This is a genomic window from Vulcanisaeta moutnovskia 768-28, assembly GCF_000190315.1.
Classification (GTDB): Archaea; Thermoproteota; Thermoprotei; order Thermoproteales; family Thermocladiaceae; genus Vulcanisaeta; species Vulcanisaeta moutnovskia.
In genome coordinates this window covers 882690-898369 of the sequence record NC_015151.1, presented here as the reverse complement: position 1 = coordinate 898369, position 15680 = coordinate 882690, and the positions used below count along the sequence as shown (strand labels likewise).

Here is a 15680-nt window from a genome sequence, read left to right as displayed (position 1 = left end):
ATGAAAATGAAAAAAGGACTTGTAATTGTATTAACGGCCTCCCTAGCCTTCTTCTCGGTTGTACTCGTTAGATTCTCCATACCATCATTGCTACCGTACATGGTTGGAAGAAATGGTATCAATACGGTAATGGGAGGCCTATTAATCTCATTCCTCTGGATAGGCTATACCATTTTTCAAATAATTGGTGGGTTAATGGTCGATAGGTATGGGTATAATGTGGTACTCTATGTATTAATACTTATTGCTGTACTAAATGCCCTTTACCCAATTATCATTACTCAATATTACTTGTTATTACTTGTTCAGTTTGTAATGGGATCGTTATTAGCAATAACTTATGTGGCCCTAATAAGCATAGTACTGTCGAATTATGGTAGGGGTGGACTTGGGGCTGGGATTTATCAAAGCATGTTCTTTTTAGCATCATCAATATCAATAATACTGTCACCATTATTATTCTCGATAAATAAGTATATACCTTTCATTGCGTTTTCAACGCTTGTTGCCTTATCAATAATACCATTAGTTAAGGTCCCAGGAAATAGGAGAATTAATAGCACTATCACTATAGGTCCTGAGAACATGGGTATCCTTGGCATGGGTTTTATTAGATTATCCTCAGGCTTCTCCTATCTAGGTTTCCTAAGTTGGTCAACTTACTACGTTGTGCATGTACTCAATGTTAGCCCATCATTAAGCGGACTCTATGCATTCCTAGCCTCAATAATGGGTTCAGCCGGGGCCATAATCGGTGGGTACTTAGGTGATAGGGCTGGTTATACATGGCCAAGTATTTTATCCTCATTGTCATTGGCGATCATTGTTTCCATAATACCTAGATCATCAGTTATATACCTATTAATGCTATTAATGCTCCTTCTAGGCTTCTTCTATGGTTTTTACGCAGCGCCATCGATTGCCATCTCGAAATTCACAACAAATATCGGCGCAACAAGTGGATTCCTTAATTTCATGAGCCAATTAGGCGGATCAGTATCGCCTTATGTAATAGGCTTTTTACTTCAATATTATAACTTTACGGAGACATTATTGGCCATAGGCATTATATCAATGGTACTAGTGGTTATTGGGGCGATATTACTGTTTAATGATCGTAACTTACTTAATAAGATATACAGGCAATGAATCATTCAATACCTCATAATTTCCTTCAGGTTTTCCGAACCTAATCTCCCTAATTTTATGCATAACCTTTAACTCAAACTCCAGCGACTTGAGTACTTCCGGTGCATATACTATCCCGTTTATAGATTCATTCAAGCTTAAACCAGCCTTATTCTTATATGTCCATATTGCCCTGTTGAACTCCATGAACGGCTCAAGCATTTTTAGGTATTCCTCATTATCAAACCTTGGATCCGGATCGTCAATTAATTGCCTATGTATTGATCCGCCATATAGACTTCTCCATATTTGATCAGTCACGAAAGGCATTATGGGCGCCAATAATTTAAGCACAGTCTTTAATACCCTATATAGTGTATACCAAGCACCCCTCTGTTGCTTCTCCGTGAATAACCCATCCCTATTATAGGCCCTCGACTTAACAGCCTCAAGGTAATGATCAGCAAAGACATGCCACATAAAGTCATACAATATATTCGCCGGTACATAAACATCAAACTCACTATACGCATTTAAGGAGGTCTTAATAACATCATTCAATTTAGCCAGTATCATCAAATCTAACGATGTTAATTCATAGTCATCATTAACCTCTGGAAATGATGACACGAACCTCGCAATGTTCCAAAGCTTGATCGCGAAATCGTGACCAGTCCTAATCAATTGCTCACTATACCTATAATCACTACCCAACTTAGCTGATGCCGCGGCCCAGAACCTAGTTGCATCTGCACCGTATTTTTCCACGGGTGGTATTGGGTCTATTATATTACCCTTGGACTTATGCATTGCCTCACCTCTCTCATCAAGTCCCATGCCGCTTATCCTAACGTACTTAAAGGGCGGTTTGCCGTAGAGTAGGTATGCCCTAACCACCGAGTAGTAAAGCCAGGTCCTAATTATGTCGTAGCCCTGAGGCCTAAGTATACTGTGCGGATAAACCTTCTCAAAGGCTCTGATTTCAGGCTTTGTATAGCCCGTTGCATATATCCAGGATATTGACGAATCAAACCATGTGTCCAGCACCCTATCCTCGCCAACTAACTTACCACTTGGACATTGCTCCTTAACCTCCGGTGGTGGTTCATCCCTCCACGGTCTATAGTACTTACCTGGCTTGGGAACAATAGGCTTTGCATTCCCCTCTTCGTCTATGCAGTACCAAATTGGTATTTCAGTGCCATAATACCTACGCCTTGATATTGGCCAATCGAATTCTAATGACTTTATCCAGTCAATGAGTGTTTGTGCGTATTCTGGTGGTTTAATCACCATTTCATTCTTCACGAGCTTAATTAATTCATCCTTAAACGGAAGTTGCTTCAGGAAGTACTCCTTAGTCACTATTATCTCTATCGGTGTCTTACACCTCCAGCAAATAGGCACTGTATGCCTAAGCGGCTCCCTCTTGACCAATAAACCCACTGCTTGTAAATCCTTAATTATTATCTCCCTTGCATCCCTAACATTCAATCCCTTATACTTACCAGCCAACTCATTCAATGTACCATCAGGATTAACCACAATCTTCATGGGCAATTTCAACTCATTAACAACCATCAAATCCCTGGTATCGCCAAACGTACTTATCATCTCAAGACCAGTACCAAAGTCAGGTTTTACAGATGGGTGTGACACTATGGGAACCTCTTGATTTAACGGTGGAACTATCGCATGAAGGCCCTCCAATCTCTTATACCTATCATCACTTGGGTTGAAGGCCACAGCTACCGTGGCAGGCAATAACTCAGGCCTCGTGGTGGCTATTATTATGTCCTCACTAGTTTCCCTTACTCTAAACTTTACGTAATTTAGATACGTATCTTCATCCTTATACTCAACCTCAGCCTCGGCTAATGCTGTCCTACACCTTGGACACCAAAGAGTTGGTCTACTCGTCTCGTAAATCAAACCCTTATTCCACAGGTTAATGAATGTCTCCTGAGTAACCCTCCTATACTCCTCACTATCCGTTCCGTTTCTCCAGTAGTTAAATGATCCACCCCAACGTCTAAATATCGTTACGAACTCACCCTCATACTCATCAAGGAACCTCTTACATAATTCAAGAAACCTCTCCCTTGGAACCTCGTACATATTTATGCCATAAGTCCTCTCCACCTGAACCTCTACAGGTAACCCATTCCTGTCAGCGTAGAATGGGAATATTACGTTGTAACCCCTCATCCTGAAGAACCTGGCTATCATGTCTATTTGGGCGTAATGAGCTATACCACCAATGTGGGGCCTTCCTGATGGGTATGGCGGTGGCGTATCGATTACTAAGGTTGGTTTCTTCTCATCGATCTTAATGTTAAACAACCCCTCCTCCTCCCACTCCTTAATTAAGTCTATTTCCTTTGAAATATCCCATCTCTTCTCCTGAAGTCTTGGTTTGAACTCCATACCAATAAAGGTCCCAATACACAGCATAAGAGCACCTTTAAAAGATAACTCATTCATGTTGCGCAATAATACGTGAATACCTGTTGAAATTCCTCCACGAATTACATAAGCAAATAAGTTTTTAAGCCATGGTTTTTGGGGGTTGCTTGTGGAGGCATTGTATAGAGACTTTGCAATGGCATTTGAAGGCAAGGATAAAGTACTTGGTGAATTCCTGGTTAAGTTTACGGCAGATAAACCAGGCATACTTGCAGCATTGTCCAACGTCTTTGCAGATCACGGTATAAACATACTAAATATATCCGTAAATAGGACCCAACTACTTCTCCATTTTGTTCTTGATCTCACGAATATGGATACCTCACTAAATGACTTAGAGAAGGAATTGAAAAAGTTCTCCTTCGTTGAGTGGGTCAGGTATAGAATTGTTGAAAAAGAGGCATTCATGGTACCATCAATGATACTACCAACATTTAGGGATAACCAGGTCCTGGCAATTGAACTTGATAAGATCAAGAACTTATTACCAAGCCCTGAATTTAGGAGAATCATTAGGGATTTAGGGATTTACGATGCATCACTCCTACGTAATAGTAACCTAGGTGAACTTATCAAGATAGGGCAATTCAGGGGATTAGGCAAGATAACACTTACAGAAAGAGATGGGGTAATTACCATAAGATCCTGTTCCGAGCTGAGTGGTAAGCACGTAATTGAGGAATTAATGGTTGAATATTACACCGGCTTTTTATCACAAATCCTAAAGAGCAATGTTGAAGCCACAAATAGAAGCTATGAAGATGACTGCGTATCCATAAGTTTCAAAGTTTTAAAATGAGCTAAGTACTTCTCCATCAAACCAGCTTTCCTCATTAATTCACAAACCCTGCACACGTCACCAGACGTTGGCTGACCGCAATACTTGCATTTCCTCAATGGTGTTCTTACCGCCTTATCACTCATGAGTTTAGCCAATGAGTCACCGAATGCCACTAAGGAATACTTGATGTTTGGGTTATCCCTTTCCCAGCGGGCTAGCGTGAACTTAAGTTCATACCTAGGATTACTATACACGAATGGACACTCCAACTCCATTAATGGTATACCATGGTAATGCGCATATATTGCAATTTCCTCCTCCCTAACGAAACGGAGTGGTTTAATCCTGGGTATGAAGCCCTCTCTATCTATCTCCGGCTTAGGTCCAAACCAAGCGAATCTATCTAGGTCATTACTAAGTACATTAAGTAATACGGTTTGTGCCTCATCATCTAGATTATGTCCAGTCGCGATTTTTGTTAGGCCTAATTTGTGACCAATGATATTCATTGCCCTACGCCTTAGTACGCCGTCTATCGTGCACATATGCACATTAATGCCCTTAGACCACAGTCCATGGGCAACATCAGTAGCCGTTACACCAAACAACTCCTTAAATGTATAGACCTTATATGGTATATCATATTCCTCACTTAATTTCTGTACATAATCACTCCTAGCCATTCTATAAAAGCAACTATATGGGTGACCCTCATTAATACTGAATGCCATTAGCTCAACATTCTTCGGTAATTTACCCTGCTTCCTAAACTTACCCAGCAGATACATAAGTGTTAGGCTATCCTTACCACCACTTATTGCAATACCAATCTTGTCGCCCTCATTTATTAATCGATACCTCCTAATTGTCTTGATCACAGTATCCTCAATGGATCTAAACAGGCAATTAAAGCATAATTTCTCACCACTAGATACTCTATAATAATTCGCTGGTCTCCTGCCGCATCTCGTACACATTGGCACATCCATAACTCTATTGACATCGTTTTAACAAACACACTCTTAAATTACTATGCTACTCCTCAGAATAACCGCCCCATCTCCTATAAAGCTCATTCTCAATACCCAATAGATCGAGAACCCTACCAACTATGAAATTCACCATATCATCAATGGTCCTCGGCTTATTATAGAATGCTGGAGCTGCGGGCATTACTATGGCACCTGCTAGAGTAACTAATTCCATGTTCTTAATATGCACTAGATTAAGTGGCGTCTCCCTAATGACTAATATTAACTTCCTCCTCTCCTTTAGCGTTACATCGGCTGCCCTTGAGATTAGATTGTCGGTTATTCCATGAGCTATGGATGCCAAGGTCTTCATTGAGCACGGTATAATCACCATGCCATCATGCTTAAAGGAACCACTGGCTATTGGCGCGCCTAACTCATCCTCACCATAAACCCTATCAGCAAGTCTTGATAAGGACTCCCCATCAAGACCGACCTCATGCTTTATGATGTTAATTGCGGTATTGCTCATGACAAGGTGAATCTCAGTATTGGTTGAGTATTTCCTGACGGTCTCTAGAAACCTTACGCCATAAATCACACCACTTGCCCCAGTTATACCGACGACGATCTTTCTCATCATAGTTAATTATAAGGCGCTAATAAATAACATTATTGCTTAGTTCGATTAATTATATATGTTATATATATTTATATAAAATTATTTTAAAAGAAGTATTTGATCGTCACATTTTAATATTTCTAATGATTTTACTGGAACCATGGTTATCATTACCTACCTGGTAATAATATCAGGTCTTCAACGTTCTGCGTCTTACTCCTTGAATTCTCCCTATACAGCAGGTCCCTTATTGCAATTCTGATTGCCTCACTCCTGCTTGGGAATACGCCTTGCTTTACGAATTCATCCAACTCCTCAAGCATTTGCTTCGGTATGTGCACGCTTATCAGTACCATTTTTTCCTTTGCTTTGGTCTTTGGCATAGAGAACTAGATAATTACAGGATTTATTAAGATTCTCTACCGTGAATTCTGTAAATATTTACAATCGAGGATATTAACATTATTTACAAAGTACTAATTTTACGCTCCTACGTCCTTTATGGACTCAAAAATCGAGCGCCTATAATACCTCTTAGATATATCTGGTGGTACATTCGTGAGTTCATCCTCAGGTAATACACTAATAACATCCCAAGCAATATCAAGAGTCTGCTCAAAGGTCCTCCTCTCATAATAACCCTGGTTAATGAACCTACGCTCAAACTGCTCAGCAAACCTGAGATACCTCCTCTCACGCCAACTTAGGTTAGTCTCACCAACTAGTAACGCTAGGTTCCTAACATCTAATGACCTCGAGTAGGCGGCAATTAATTGATTGGCCACATACTTATGGTCATCCCTCGTCTTACCCTCACCAACCGCATCCTTCATAAGCCTTGATAAACTCATAATAACATCAAATGGCGGGTAAATACCCTTACCCCACAGGGTCCTACTGAGCACTAGCTGTCCCTCGGTTATGTAACCCGTCAGGTCAGGTATTGGGTGCGTTATATCGTCGTGAGGCATCGTCAGTATTGGGAACTGCGTAATACTGCCCTTCTTACCCTTAGCCCTACCTGTTCTCTCGTAAATAGTTGCGAAGTCCGTGTACATGTAGCCTGGATAACCACGTCTGCCAGGTAATTCGCCCTTCGATGATGATAATTCCCTAAGGGCCTCCGCATAATTCGTCATATCTGTCAATATTACTAGCACGTGATAATCCCTATACCACGCCAGGTACTCAGCAATTGTTAATGCGGTTCTTGGTGTTAGTATTCTCTCGGCAATTGGATCACTTGCTAGATTAAGGACCATGACAAGTCTCCTCAACGCACCAGTCCTCCTGAACTCATTCAAGAAGAATAAAGCCTCCTCAGACTTAAGGCCCATTGCGGCGAAGATTATTGCGAACTCCTCCTCATGTCCCCTAACTGTTGCCTGCCTAGCTACCTGGGCAGCTAGCATGTTATGCGGTAATCCCGTGCCACTGAATATAGGTAGCTTTTGACCCCTAACCATTGTGTTTAAACCATCAATAACACTGACGCCAGTTTCTATTGGTTCCTCAGGATATTCCCTTGCATATGGATTTAGCGGTTCACCATTTATGTCTAGGTACTCTTCGGCTGGAGGCAGTGGTAATCCATCCCTTGGTTGTCCCTTACCATCAAGAACCCTACCTAATAAGTCCTCAGTGACAGGCATCCTGAGAGTTCTTCCATAAAACTTCACAGTACTGCCCTTGGCAGGCAAACCGAGTGTACCCGTAAGTACCTGAGCCACTGCATAATCACTACCAACCTCAACGACTTGAACCATCCTAGGCTCTCCATCAGGGCCTATGACCTCGCCAATCTCGTTATAGGCAACTCCCCTGGTCTTCTCAATAACAATTAATGGCCCCTTAACCTCCCTAACCGTGCTATAAGATACAATGCCAGGTACAGACTCTATGATCTTGCTCATCGATTTACAGAGTTTTATAGTGCTTATTAATTTTTATTCTACACGAGCGCACGGACTAAATCAATTTAAGGGTTTCCGCACTATTATGGAGAGCATCAGTGCCAACCCTCAAGGAGGTTATTAAGCCGTTAATCCCTAGGGAGCTTTGGGATAAGGTACCAAGGAGCTTTGACATAATTGGTTCTAGGTCAGGTGCAGTAGCTATCATAGAAATACCACCAGAGCTTGAGAATTATAAGTTCGTGATCGGTGAGACCATAATTAAATTGAATAAGCATGTTAAGGCCGTACTTAGGAGAGTTGGAGCAAGGGAGAGCGAGTTTAGGTTGTATAGGTATGAGGTTTTGGTTCCTGGGCCCACTGAAGTCATTCATAAGGAGAGTAATTACCTAATTAAGGTAGATCCCACGAAGGCTTATTTCTCACCTAGGGATCAAGGCGATAGGGAGGATATCGCTAGGCAGATAATGCCTGGTGAAGTTATTCTATATCCATTTGCTGGTGTTGGGCCATACGCCGTTACTATACTAAAGAGACAATCCCTTGTTAAATTAGTGATTGCGATTGAACTTAATGAGTATGCGTATTACTATATGCTTGATAATATTAAATTAAATAAACTTGAGGGTAAGGTACTGCCCTTGCTTGGAGATGCTGCGAAATTAATGGAGTCATTCTGTGGTGTTGATAGGGTCATACTTACATTGCCATTGGGTGCTCATAAATTCCTGAGGCAGTCATTAACGTGCGTTAGGAACGGTGGTATTGTACATTTCTATCACTTAGGTACTGAGGAGAACCCTTACGGTGATGCGGAGAATCTTGTCAGGAACTATTGCAATGAGTTAGGCTATGAATGCCAGGTCATTAATAGGAGGGTTGTTAGGGATTATGCTCCATATGTGTATAAGGTTAGGCTAGATATTAAAGTTGGTAAGTTTTAGACCTGTGTGATAGGTTTATAAAACTACACGTGTAAATCCATATAATGGAGCAGGGTGAACGCAAAAGAAGACTTTTATTAATGATTGGACCACTCGAGGCTGAGGTTATTGGCATACTTAATGAGCTTAAGGAGGCTACGGCAATGACAATTTGGGAGGAGTTAACTAAGAGGGGTAGAAAAACTGCCTACACAACCGTACTAACGGTATTAAGTAGATTATACACCAGGGGTTTTATTAATAAGCATGAGAAGGTGATTAATAATATTAGGCAATTTGTTTATGAGCTTTCGATACCTTATGACGTAAAAAGCGAGATTATTAAGGAGCATATTGGCTTGATAATTAAGATGTTTGGTAAGGATGCCATTCAGATAATTAGGGACTATTTAAATGAAGTTAGCGGAAAATAAGAGGTTAAAATTAATTTAAGGTCACATGAATCTTGGTACCTCTCCTTGCTCTCCCTGCTGACCCCTCTGTGGCGCAATTCCCCTTTGTTCAATATAGAGCCTCAGTATGTCGGGTATCTCATTCTCATTCTCCATCTTCCTAAGTATATCCACGTATCTACTTGTATGATCTATATCGAGCCTCACAAATTCAATGGCTATATCCCTAAGTCTCTCCTCTAATTCCTTTAGCATGTCTATGGGCATTATTGAGGTTATCATTGGATTATTCAGCCAAGACTCAAAGTCCTTAAGGGTCCTCTCTATGTAATAAAGCATTGCCTGTGAGGAAAGCAGTAGTGATAATCTATCTTGGCTAACTATGTAGTCACCATACTTCTGTAACTCATCCATGAATTTTCTCTGGTCCTTAACCCAATTCTCAAGCCTAGTTATTAGTCCCGCTATATGAGCCCTAATTGCTTGCCTTTTTAGATCCTCGGAACTCATATTCCTTCCTGAGTAAAAACGTAACCCACTCTATTAAACCTTTTGTATTTATTAAGTATTAAAGAATACCAAGTAATATCCCTAGAATAACCATGGTTAGTATGGGTAGTATTATCAAGACCGCAAAATGCTTCTTCCAATCCACCACACCCCTCTCTGCGGCCTTCACCATATCATTAAACGAATCACCAACCAACCTAACACCCTCAACAATAACCGGGTAATACCTAACATGAACCTGCCTTAAGCCATTCAGACACTGCTTAACACTTCTTCTTACATTTCTCATTATTAAATCATGACTGATTGAATCACCAACGACCTTATAACCCCTACTTCTCGTGAACCTAGCAATGCCCGTATATTGATGATTATCTGTTGTTAAGACCTCAACTATATCAAAGTAATTCTTAAACTCATTAATTATTGCATCAGCTAACTCCCTCCTTAAATTATTACCATCAAATATTACCAATAATATCTTATTACCATTTATTTCCAACCCCCATGTTATTAACCCATTATCACCAATCTCAAACTGTATTGGCCCAAACGCATACTTAGGCATATGAGCAAAACACGACTTAATCTCAAGTCTCTGCTCCTCCAACTCCCCAATCTTACTCAACAATGAGACCAATTCATTAATGTCATCCTCATCCCACGTATTATTATCCGAATAATAATTCTGCGCATCAACAAGTATTATATTATCCCAATCAAGCTTTACCTTCCTTTTCAACTCATCATAAACCCTAAGAGGTATATCATCACTAGACTTAACAAGGCGACTAACAATCACAATAGACTTACCGCATAACGGTACATGCGTTATTCTGAAATTACTACTTTGTATTTGGAACGGTATCTTGCCAATACATTCATTATTGACATACTGATCATTCAAGTATTCCTTAACCTTCATGGCAACTGCCCTAACAACCCTACGTACGTCAATTCTCGTTGCTGGATCCAATTCATGACTACCAATACCATGCAGATAAATTACTGAATTCACGTAACGACCTAACTCACTAACAGTGTCACTTATTAAATAACCACCACCAACCTTCGCTATAGGCCCTGCATGCAATTCAGGTATAGTAACTGCATAAATACCTTCATCATTCCTCACCATGAATAAATGCACCTTAGCATCCTTAACAACAGACCGCTTACTCAATTCCCTCTCAAAGGGCTCAGAGTATTCAAAAAGTGCTGTGTATAGGTATGAACTAAATAATTTAAGAATATCAGTACCACCATACGAAACTTCGAACTTAAAAATCACATAATAAATAAATAGAAATGAGAATACATAAAATATAGAATCTAAAGCAGCGTATTTCACAGGGTTTACCGTACCGATTAGGAAATACGAGATTAATTGAATGATTAATATGCCAGGTAAAGTATAAAGTGGATATAGGATATATTTCTTCATTGACTTGCCATTATGCTCAAGACCCCTCAGTACCATTATCATGGCACTTAACGGTAAAACAAATGATAATGCACCAAAACCAACTATGAATTTATGAATCGCCAATGTAATTAGCAGGTCTACTATTGCCGCGAGCGCCGTACTAAATAGCGATAATGTTGTGCCGAAGCCTCTATAGGAATTAGCGAAAACAATTACCCTCAAGGTTATGAGCACTGAAAGAAACATGACACCATAAATAATGAGTGATTTAAAATACGTAATTAACGATTCATGTACATATATACTCATTAAGTAAGGTAGTATGATTATCAACGCCAATAATGAGTACTTCATTGAATCCCCTCCCCTAAACACTATTGTATAGCCATGCTCAAATGACCTACCCCTTCTCACGCAAGCTCAACCTGCACTTTTAGATTATTTAAAGATCACTTATTATGCCCTGTGCTGCACCAATTCAAGGAGCACACCGTTAAGGCTCTTTGGGTGGATAAATACGACAAGGCCCTCAGCACCCTTACTCGGCTTACCAGTAATTACAAGGCCGGCCTCCTGAACCCTCTTAATAAATTCCTCTAGGTCATTAACCTCAAGGGCTATATGATGAATACCTTCGCCCCTACTCTCTAGGAATTTAGCCACCGTTGAATTAGGATTAAGCGGCTCCAGTAACTCAATCCTTGTATTACCAAGCCACACCATCGCAACCTTAACCCCCTGCTCCTCAACAATTACAGGATCACTAACCCTAAGCCCCAACTTCCTAAACTTCTCAATCGTACCATCAAGATCCTTAACCGCAATAGCCACGTGATCAAGCCTCGGCCTCTCCATACCTAGTAATCTCCTTGCCGCCTCCTGCGGTGTTAACTTACCACTAACGACCTCACTCTCCAGATCCTTCCTCTCAATAAGGCTCTTCTCAAGCAAGTCATACGCGTAAAGCCTCATCTCGAGTAATCTTCTACTAATCAAGGACTCGCTTAATCTACCATTATTAATTAACTCCCTAAATCTATCATCAATTAACCTTAATAAATCATCAACACCATATCCATACAATCCAGATACCTTAACAACAATGGGCTTCCATGAATTACCCTTTATTTCCTTCATCATATCAACCATGGCCATTAAGTCCCTATACGTTGACTCAGATACTTGGTTATCGGACTTTGAAACTACGTAAATATCACCAATCTCCATAAGTCCACTCTTAAGTGCTTGAATTTCATCGCCAGAGAGCGGTGGTACTAATACTAGTATTGTGTCCGCTACATACTTAATATCTGTATCTGATTGCCCGGCACCAACAGTCTCAATGAATATGTAGTCCGCACCTGCGTACTCAAGTACATTAACCGCGGCTATTGTCGCATAGTTAAGTCCTCCACGTATTCCCCTCGTAGCCATACTCCTAATGTATATATTCGGCCTTGAGGTAAGCTCCTGCATCCTAATCCTATTACCCATAAATGAACCACCAGTGAACGGACTAGATGGATCTATAGTCAATATTGCAATTCTCTTTTCCTGAGGTATTTTCCTAGCCATTGTATATATCAACGTGCTTTTACCAGAACCTGGTGGTCCCGTTATGCCAATTACATGGCTCCTATGCTGAATACCTAGTGGTACCTCAATACCCTCCTCAGCCAGTGTTATTAGCTTTGCAATTGCAAGTTTATCCCAATTACGCACCCTAATAAGCAACTCATTAATATCAATGCTCATTAGGAAACACCCACAAGCTTCTTTACAATATCAATTATTTCCTTAAGTGAAGTACCTGGGCCATAAACGCCCGCAATACCCATCTTAAGTAATGCCTCCTTATCCTCAGGTGGTATTATACCACCAACAAGCACTGGAATACTCACACCCTTCTCTTTCATAATCCTCATTAACTCACCCACAAGCTCCAGGTGTGAACCAGACAATATACTAATGCCAATTAACTTAGCATCCTCCTGAATAGCGGTTTCAACAACCTGGCTAGGCGTCTGCCTAATACCCGTATAAACAACCTCAAAGCCTGCCTCCGCCAACGCCCTTGCAATTACCTTGGCGCCCCTATCATGACCATCAAGACCAAGCTTGGCAATGATTATTTTAGGCTTAGGCATATGCATCACTAACCGCGTGTCATACCATAAAAATCTTTCCTCAGTAAATACTCGGAGGTTTGTACTCACCCCAGACATCACGTAATACACTTGATACCTCACCGATGGTTGCCTTGGCCCTAACGGCATTCAGTATGTATGGGAATACGTTCTCATCCTCCCTATCAGCCGCCCTCCTCAACTCATTAAGAGCCCTTTCCCAAGCCTCCCTATCGCGGTTCTCCCTAACCTCCCTAACACGCTTGATACTCCTCTCCCTGGATACTGGGTCCACCTTATGAAACTCAATATGAAGCTTCTCCTCCTCCCTAAACATGTTTACACCAATCACGGCTATCTCGCCCTCCTCGACCATCTTTTGATACCTATATGCAGACTCAGCTATAGCCCTCTGTGGGTAACCAATTTCCACGGCTTTCGTCATACCACCAAGCTTATCTGTATAATCAATTATCTTCATGACCTCCTCCTCAATAGTATCAGTGAGCCACTCGATATAATATGAACCACCCAGGGGATCTATTGAATCAATGACTCCACTTTCATAGGCTATCACTTGTTGAACTCTCAATGCTAGTTTCACAGACTTTTCTGTGGGGAGTGATAATGCCTCATCATAGGCATTAACATGAAGCGATTGAGCACCGCCAAGTACGGCAGCTAATGCCTGTATTGTGGTCCTTATGATGTTGACCTCAGGCTGTTGAGCTGTTAGTGCCGCACCTGATGTCTGTACGTGAAACTTCAATTTCATAGACTCGAGCTTCCTAGCACCGAACCTTTCCTTCATAATCCTCGCATAGAGTCTACGGGCAGCCCTGAACTTTGCAATCTCCTCGAAAAGATTTGTTGTTGCCGCGAAGAAGAAGGATAGCCCTGGCGCGAAATCATCAACACTCATCCTCCACCTGTTTATGACCCAATTGGTATACTCAATGGCGTCAGCTAGTGTGAAGGCTAGTTCCTGGACGGCAGTGGCTCCCGCCTCTCTGAAGTGATAACCACTAATACTTATTGGATGCCACTTGGGCAGGTTCTTAGATGTGTAGGCTATTATGTCCGTTGTATATCTCATTGAGTGCAGTGGCGGGTATATGTATAGGTTCCTTGCTATGAACTCCTTGAGTATGTCATTCTGAATAGTACCATCAAGCACTGCCTTATCAATACCCCTACTCTCTGCAACGGTTATATACATGGATAGTATCTCAGCAGCTGTGGCATTTATTGTGAACGAGGTAGTTATTCTGCTAATATCAATATCATCAAAAAGAATTGACATGGAAACAACCTCAGGAACCGAAACACCGACCTTACCAACCTCAGGATACGCAAGCTCATGGTCAGGATCAAGACCTAGCTGAGTTGGCAAATCAAAGGCAACACTTAACCCGGTCTGTCCCTGTGATATGAGAAACTTATACCTCTTATTCGTATCCTCAGGCGACCCAAAGCCTGAGTACTCCCTAAATGTCCAGAGCCTTGACCTATACATACTTGGGTATATACCTCTAGTGAGCGGATACTCTCCAGGAAAGCCTAGTCTATCGAGATAATCATCCTTAACATCAAGTGGTGTATAAAGAGGCTTTATCTCAACGCCAAATGATGTTATGAACTTCCTCCATTCAGGTACCTTTTTAAGAGTTGGTAATAGAAATTCCCTAACCCACTCATCATACTTTTCCTTAATTTTATCCGTATTCTCCATTAATAATTTACAAATAATTATTTACTAATAAATCTGTTCTTATCTCGTGATGTTGCCTAGTAAATAATTCATAGCATCATCAACAGACCTAAACACATGACCACCCATGCAATACATGGCCTGGGCTATTAATTTATCGGCATGGTTCATAACACTAATTACGTTTACTGATGGTGGGTAGTCATCAAGCATTGATGATGCAATTCTACCACACTCCCTCAACTTAACCCTTATGGTATCGAGAGCCTGAAGCTCGGGTGTTGTTGCTATTATCCAACCAAGTGGTCCCTTGAATCCACGGCATAAATCAGCTATCTTTGCCATTAATAAATCCTCAACACTCCTAACCCTACTTAATCGATCATCACTACCCTGCACTAGGTAGGCATTTAATTGCATTGATAATGCCATTACTATTGAGGCTATCTCACCAATAACATTGCCTCCAAAATCAAGTCTAGTACTATTGGCTATATTTGATAATTCATCTAAACAACCCATGAGCATTATTGGAGCTGAGTCCTTACGCACTCTAACTCTCTTGCCAAACAGTGGTATTACACTATAACCACTATCGCCAGGACACTTAATACTATTATCTACCTCTTTACAGTCTGCAAATAACGGTAAACGACAATTATCACTCATTAATATCAATTACACATTATT

Annotated in this window: 15 protein-coding genes; 4 read left to right on the top strand and 11 right to left on the bottom strand. The window is 40.9% G+C overall.

All coding sequences use genetic code 11. The features are described 5' to 3' along the window. Nucleotides 1-6: 6 nt before the first annotated feature. A complete protein-coding gene (locus tag VMUT_RS04835) occupies nucleotides 7-1149 on the top strand; it encodes an MFS transporter (protein ID WP_048056876.1) in 1143 nt (380 codons plus the stop codon). Here VMUT_RS04835 and VMUT_RS04830 read toward each other — a convergent pair. Continuing rightward, complete coding sequence (locus VMUT_RS04830) at nucleotides 1123-3555, bottom strand: valine--tRNA ligase (protein WP_148224813.1); 2433 nt, start codon at nucleotides 3553-3555, stop codon at nucleotides 1123-1125. The two genes, VMUT_RS04835 and VMUT_RS04830, sit on opposite strands and share 27 nt — an antisense overlap. A gap of 148 nt (nucleotides 3556-3703) precedes the next feature. On the opposite strand from VMUT_RS04830, the gene VMUT_RS12205 reads away from it, so the two are divergent. Then, nucleotides 3704-4393 (top strand): ACT domain-containing protein, encoded by a 690-nt coding sequence (locus VMUT_RS12205; RefSeq protein WP_148224663.1) that lies wholly within the window; start codon nucleotides 3704-3706, stop codon nucleotides 4391-4393. On the opposite strand, the gene VMUT_RS04820 is transcribed toward VMUT_RS12205, so the two are convergent. The 4 genes from VMUT_RS04820 to VMUT_RS04805 all read right to left on the bottom strand — a co-directional run bounded on the left by VMUT_RS04820 (nucleotide 4348) and on the right by VMUT_RS04805 (nucleotide 7881). Beyond that, complete coding sequence (locus VMUT_RS04820; RefSeq protein WP_013604306.1) at nucleotides 4348-5364, bottom strand: TIGR00269 family protein; 1017 nt, start codon at nucleotides 5362-5364, stop codon at nucleotides 4348-4350. The genes VMUT_RS12205 and VMUT_RS04820 overlap by 46 nt on opposite strands. A gap of 46 nt (nucleotides 5365-5410) precedes the next feature. Then, nucleotides 5411-5989, bottom strand: coding sequence for a UbiX family flavin prenyltransferase (locus tag VMUT_RS04815; protein ID WP_013604305.1), 579 nt, complete (start codon nucleotides 5987-5989; stop codon nucleotides 5411-5413). Between the two features lie 149 nt (nucleotides 5990-6138). Then, nucleotides 6139-6351, bottom strand: coding sequence for a ribbon-helix-helix domain-containing protein (locus tag VMUT_RS04810; protein WP_048056874.1), 213 nt, complete (start codon nucleotides 6349-6351; stop codon nucleotides 6139-6141). A 99-nt stretch (nucleotides 6352-6450) separates the two neighbouring features. Next, nucleotides 6451-7881: a V-type ATP synthase subunit B gene (locus VMUT_RS04805; protein WP_013604303.1), complete on the bottom strand. Its 1431-nt coding sequence runs from the start codon at nucleotides 7879-7881 to the stop codon at nucleotides 6451-6453. Between the two features lie 98 nt (nucleotides 7882-7979). Between VMUT_RS04805 and VMUT_RS04800 the strand changes: the two genes are divergently transcribed. Next, the gene (locus tag VMUT_RS04800; protein ID WP_013604302.1) at nucleotides 7980-8825 is read left to right on the top strand and encodes a class I SAM-dependent methyltransferase; all 846 of its coding nucleotides are present in this window, start codon (nucleotides 7980-7982) and stop codon (nucleotides 8823-8825) included. A gap of 44 nt (nucleotides 8826-8869) precedes the next feature. Next, a complete protein-coding gene (locus VMUT_RS04795; RefSeq protein WP_013604301.1) occupies nucleotides 8870-9238 on the top strand; it encodes a BlaI/MecI/CopY family transcriptional regulator in 369 nt (122 codons plus the stop codon). Between the two features lie 21 nt (nucleotides 9239-9259). Here the strand turns inward: VMUT_RS04795 and VMUT_RS04790 are convergent, their stop codons facing one another. Genes VMUT_RS04790 through VMUT_RS04765 form a run of 6 tightly spaced genes read right to left on the bottom strand, consistent with a single transcriptional unit; the run spans nucleotide 9260 to nucleotide 15659 of the window. Then, a complete protein-coding gene (locus tag VMUT_RS04790; protein ID WP_013604300.1) occupies nucleotides 9260-9727 on the bottom strand; it encodes a DUF2153 family protein in 468 nt (155 codons plus the stop codon). 58 nt (nucleotides 9728-9785) lie between these two features. After that, on the bottom strand, nucleotides 9786-11567 hold the full coding sequence (locus tag VMUT_RS04785; RefSeq protein WP_013604299.1) for a DUF2070 family protein: 1782 nt from the start codon (nucleotides 11565-11567) through the stop codon (nucleotides 9786-9788). Nucleotides 11568-11609: 42 nt separating this feature from the next. Beyond that, nucleotides 11610-12908: a methylmalonyl Co-A mutase-associated GTPase MeaB gene (meaB, locus tag VMUT_RS04780; protein ID WP_013604298.1), complete on the bottom strand. Its 1299-nt coding sequence runs from the start codon at nucleotides 12906-12908 to the stop codon at nucleotides 11610-11612. Next, entirely contained in the window at nucleotides 12908-13300 is a 393-nt protein-coding gene (locus VMUT_RS04775; RefSeq protein WP_013604297.1) for a cobalamin B12-binding domain-containing protein, read from the bottom strand. Before VMUT_RS04775 ends, meaB begins: the two co-directional genes overlap by 1 nt. A gap of 40 nt (nucleotides 13301-13340) precedes the next feature. Continuing rightward, on the bottom strand, nucleotides 13341-15011 hold the full coding sequence (locus VMUT_RS04770) for an acyl-CoA mutase large subunit family protein (protein ID WP_013604296.1): 1671 nt from the start codon (nucleotides 15009-15011) through the stop codon (nucleotides 13341-13343). Between the two features lie 39 nt (nucleotides 15012-15050). Next, nucleotides 15051-15659 carry a hypothetical protein gene (locus VMUT_RS04765; RefSeq protein ID WP_013604295.1) on the bottom strand — a complete coding sequence of 203 codons (609 nt, stop codon included), beginning with the start codon at nucleotides 15657-15659 and terminating at the stop codon, nucleotides 15051-15053. Between the last annotated feature and the right edge of the window lie 21 nt (nucleotides 15660-15680).

What these genes read in the sequence shown, in the direction of transcription:
- VMUT_RS04835 (WP_048056876.1), top strand. Translation starts at nt 7, where the DNA reads ATGAAAAAAGGACTTGTAATTGTATTAACGGCCTCCCTAGCCTTCTTC.
- VMUT_RS04830 (WP_148224813.1), bottom strand. Translation starts at nt 3,555, where the DNA reads ATGGAGTTCAAACCAAGACTTCAGGAGAAGAGATGGGATATTTCAAAG.
- VMUT_RS04820 (WP_013604306.1), bottom strand. Translation starts at nt 5,364, where the DNA reads ATGGATGTGCCAATGTGTACGAGATGCGGCAGGAGACCAGCGAATTAT.
- VMUT_RS04815 (WP_013604305.1), bottom strand. Translation starts at nt 5,989, where the DNA reads ATGATGAGAAAGATCGTCGTCGGTATAACTGGGGCAAGTGGTGTGATT.
- VMUT_RS04810 (WP_048056874.1), bottom strand. Translation starts at nt 6,351, where the DNA reads ATGCCAAAGACCAAAGCAAAGGAAAAAATGGTACTGATAAGCGTGCAC.
- VMUT_RS04805 (WP_013604303.1), bottom strand. Translation starts at nt 7,881, where the DNA reads ATGAGCAAGATCATAGAGTCTGTACCTGGCATTGTATCTTATAGCACG.
- VMUT_RS04795 (WP_013604301.1), top strand. Translation starts at nt 8,870, where the DNA reads ATGGAGCAGGGTGAACGCAAAAGAAGACTTTTATTAATGATTGGACCA.
- VMUT_RS04790 (WP_013604300.1), bottom strand. Translation starts at nt 9,727, where the DNA reads ATGAGTTCCGAGGATCTAAAAAGGCAAGCAATTAGGGCTCATATAGCG.
- meaB (WP_013604298.1), bottom strand. Translation starts at nt 12,908, where the DNA reads ATGAGCATTGATATTAATGAGTTGCTTATTAGGGTGCGTAATTGGGAT.
- VMUT_RS04775 (WP_013604297.1), bottom strand. Translation starts at nt 13,300, where the DNA reads ATGCCTAAGCCTAAAATAATCATTGCCAAGCTTGGTCTTGATGGTCAT.
- VMUT_RS04770 (WP_013604296.1), bottom strand. Translation starts at nt 15,011, where the DNA reads ATGGAGAATACGGATAAAATTAAGGAAAAGTATGATGAGTGGGTTAGG.
- VMUT_RS04765 (WP_013604295.1), bottom strand. Translation starts at nt 15,659, where the DNA reads ATGAGTGATAATTGTCGTTTACCGTTATTTGCAGACTGTAAAGAGGTA.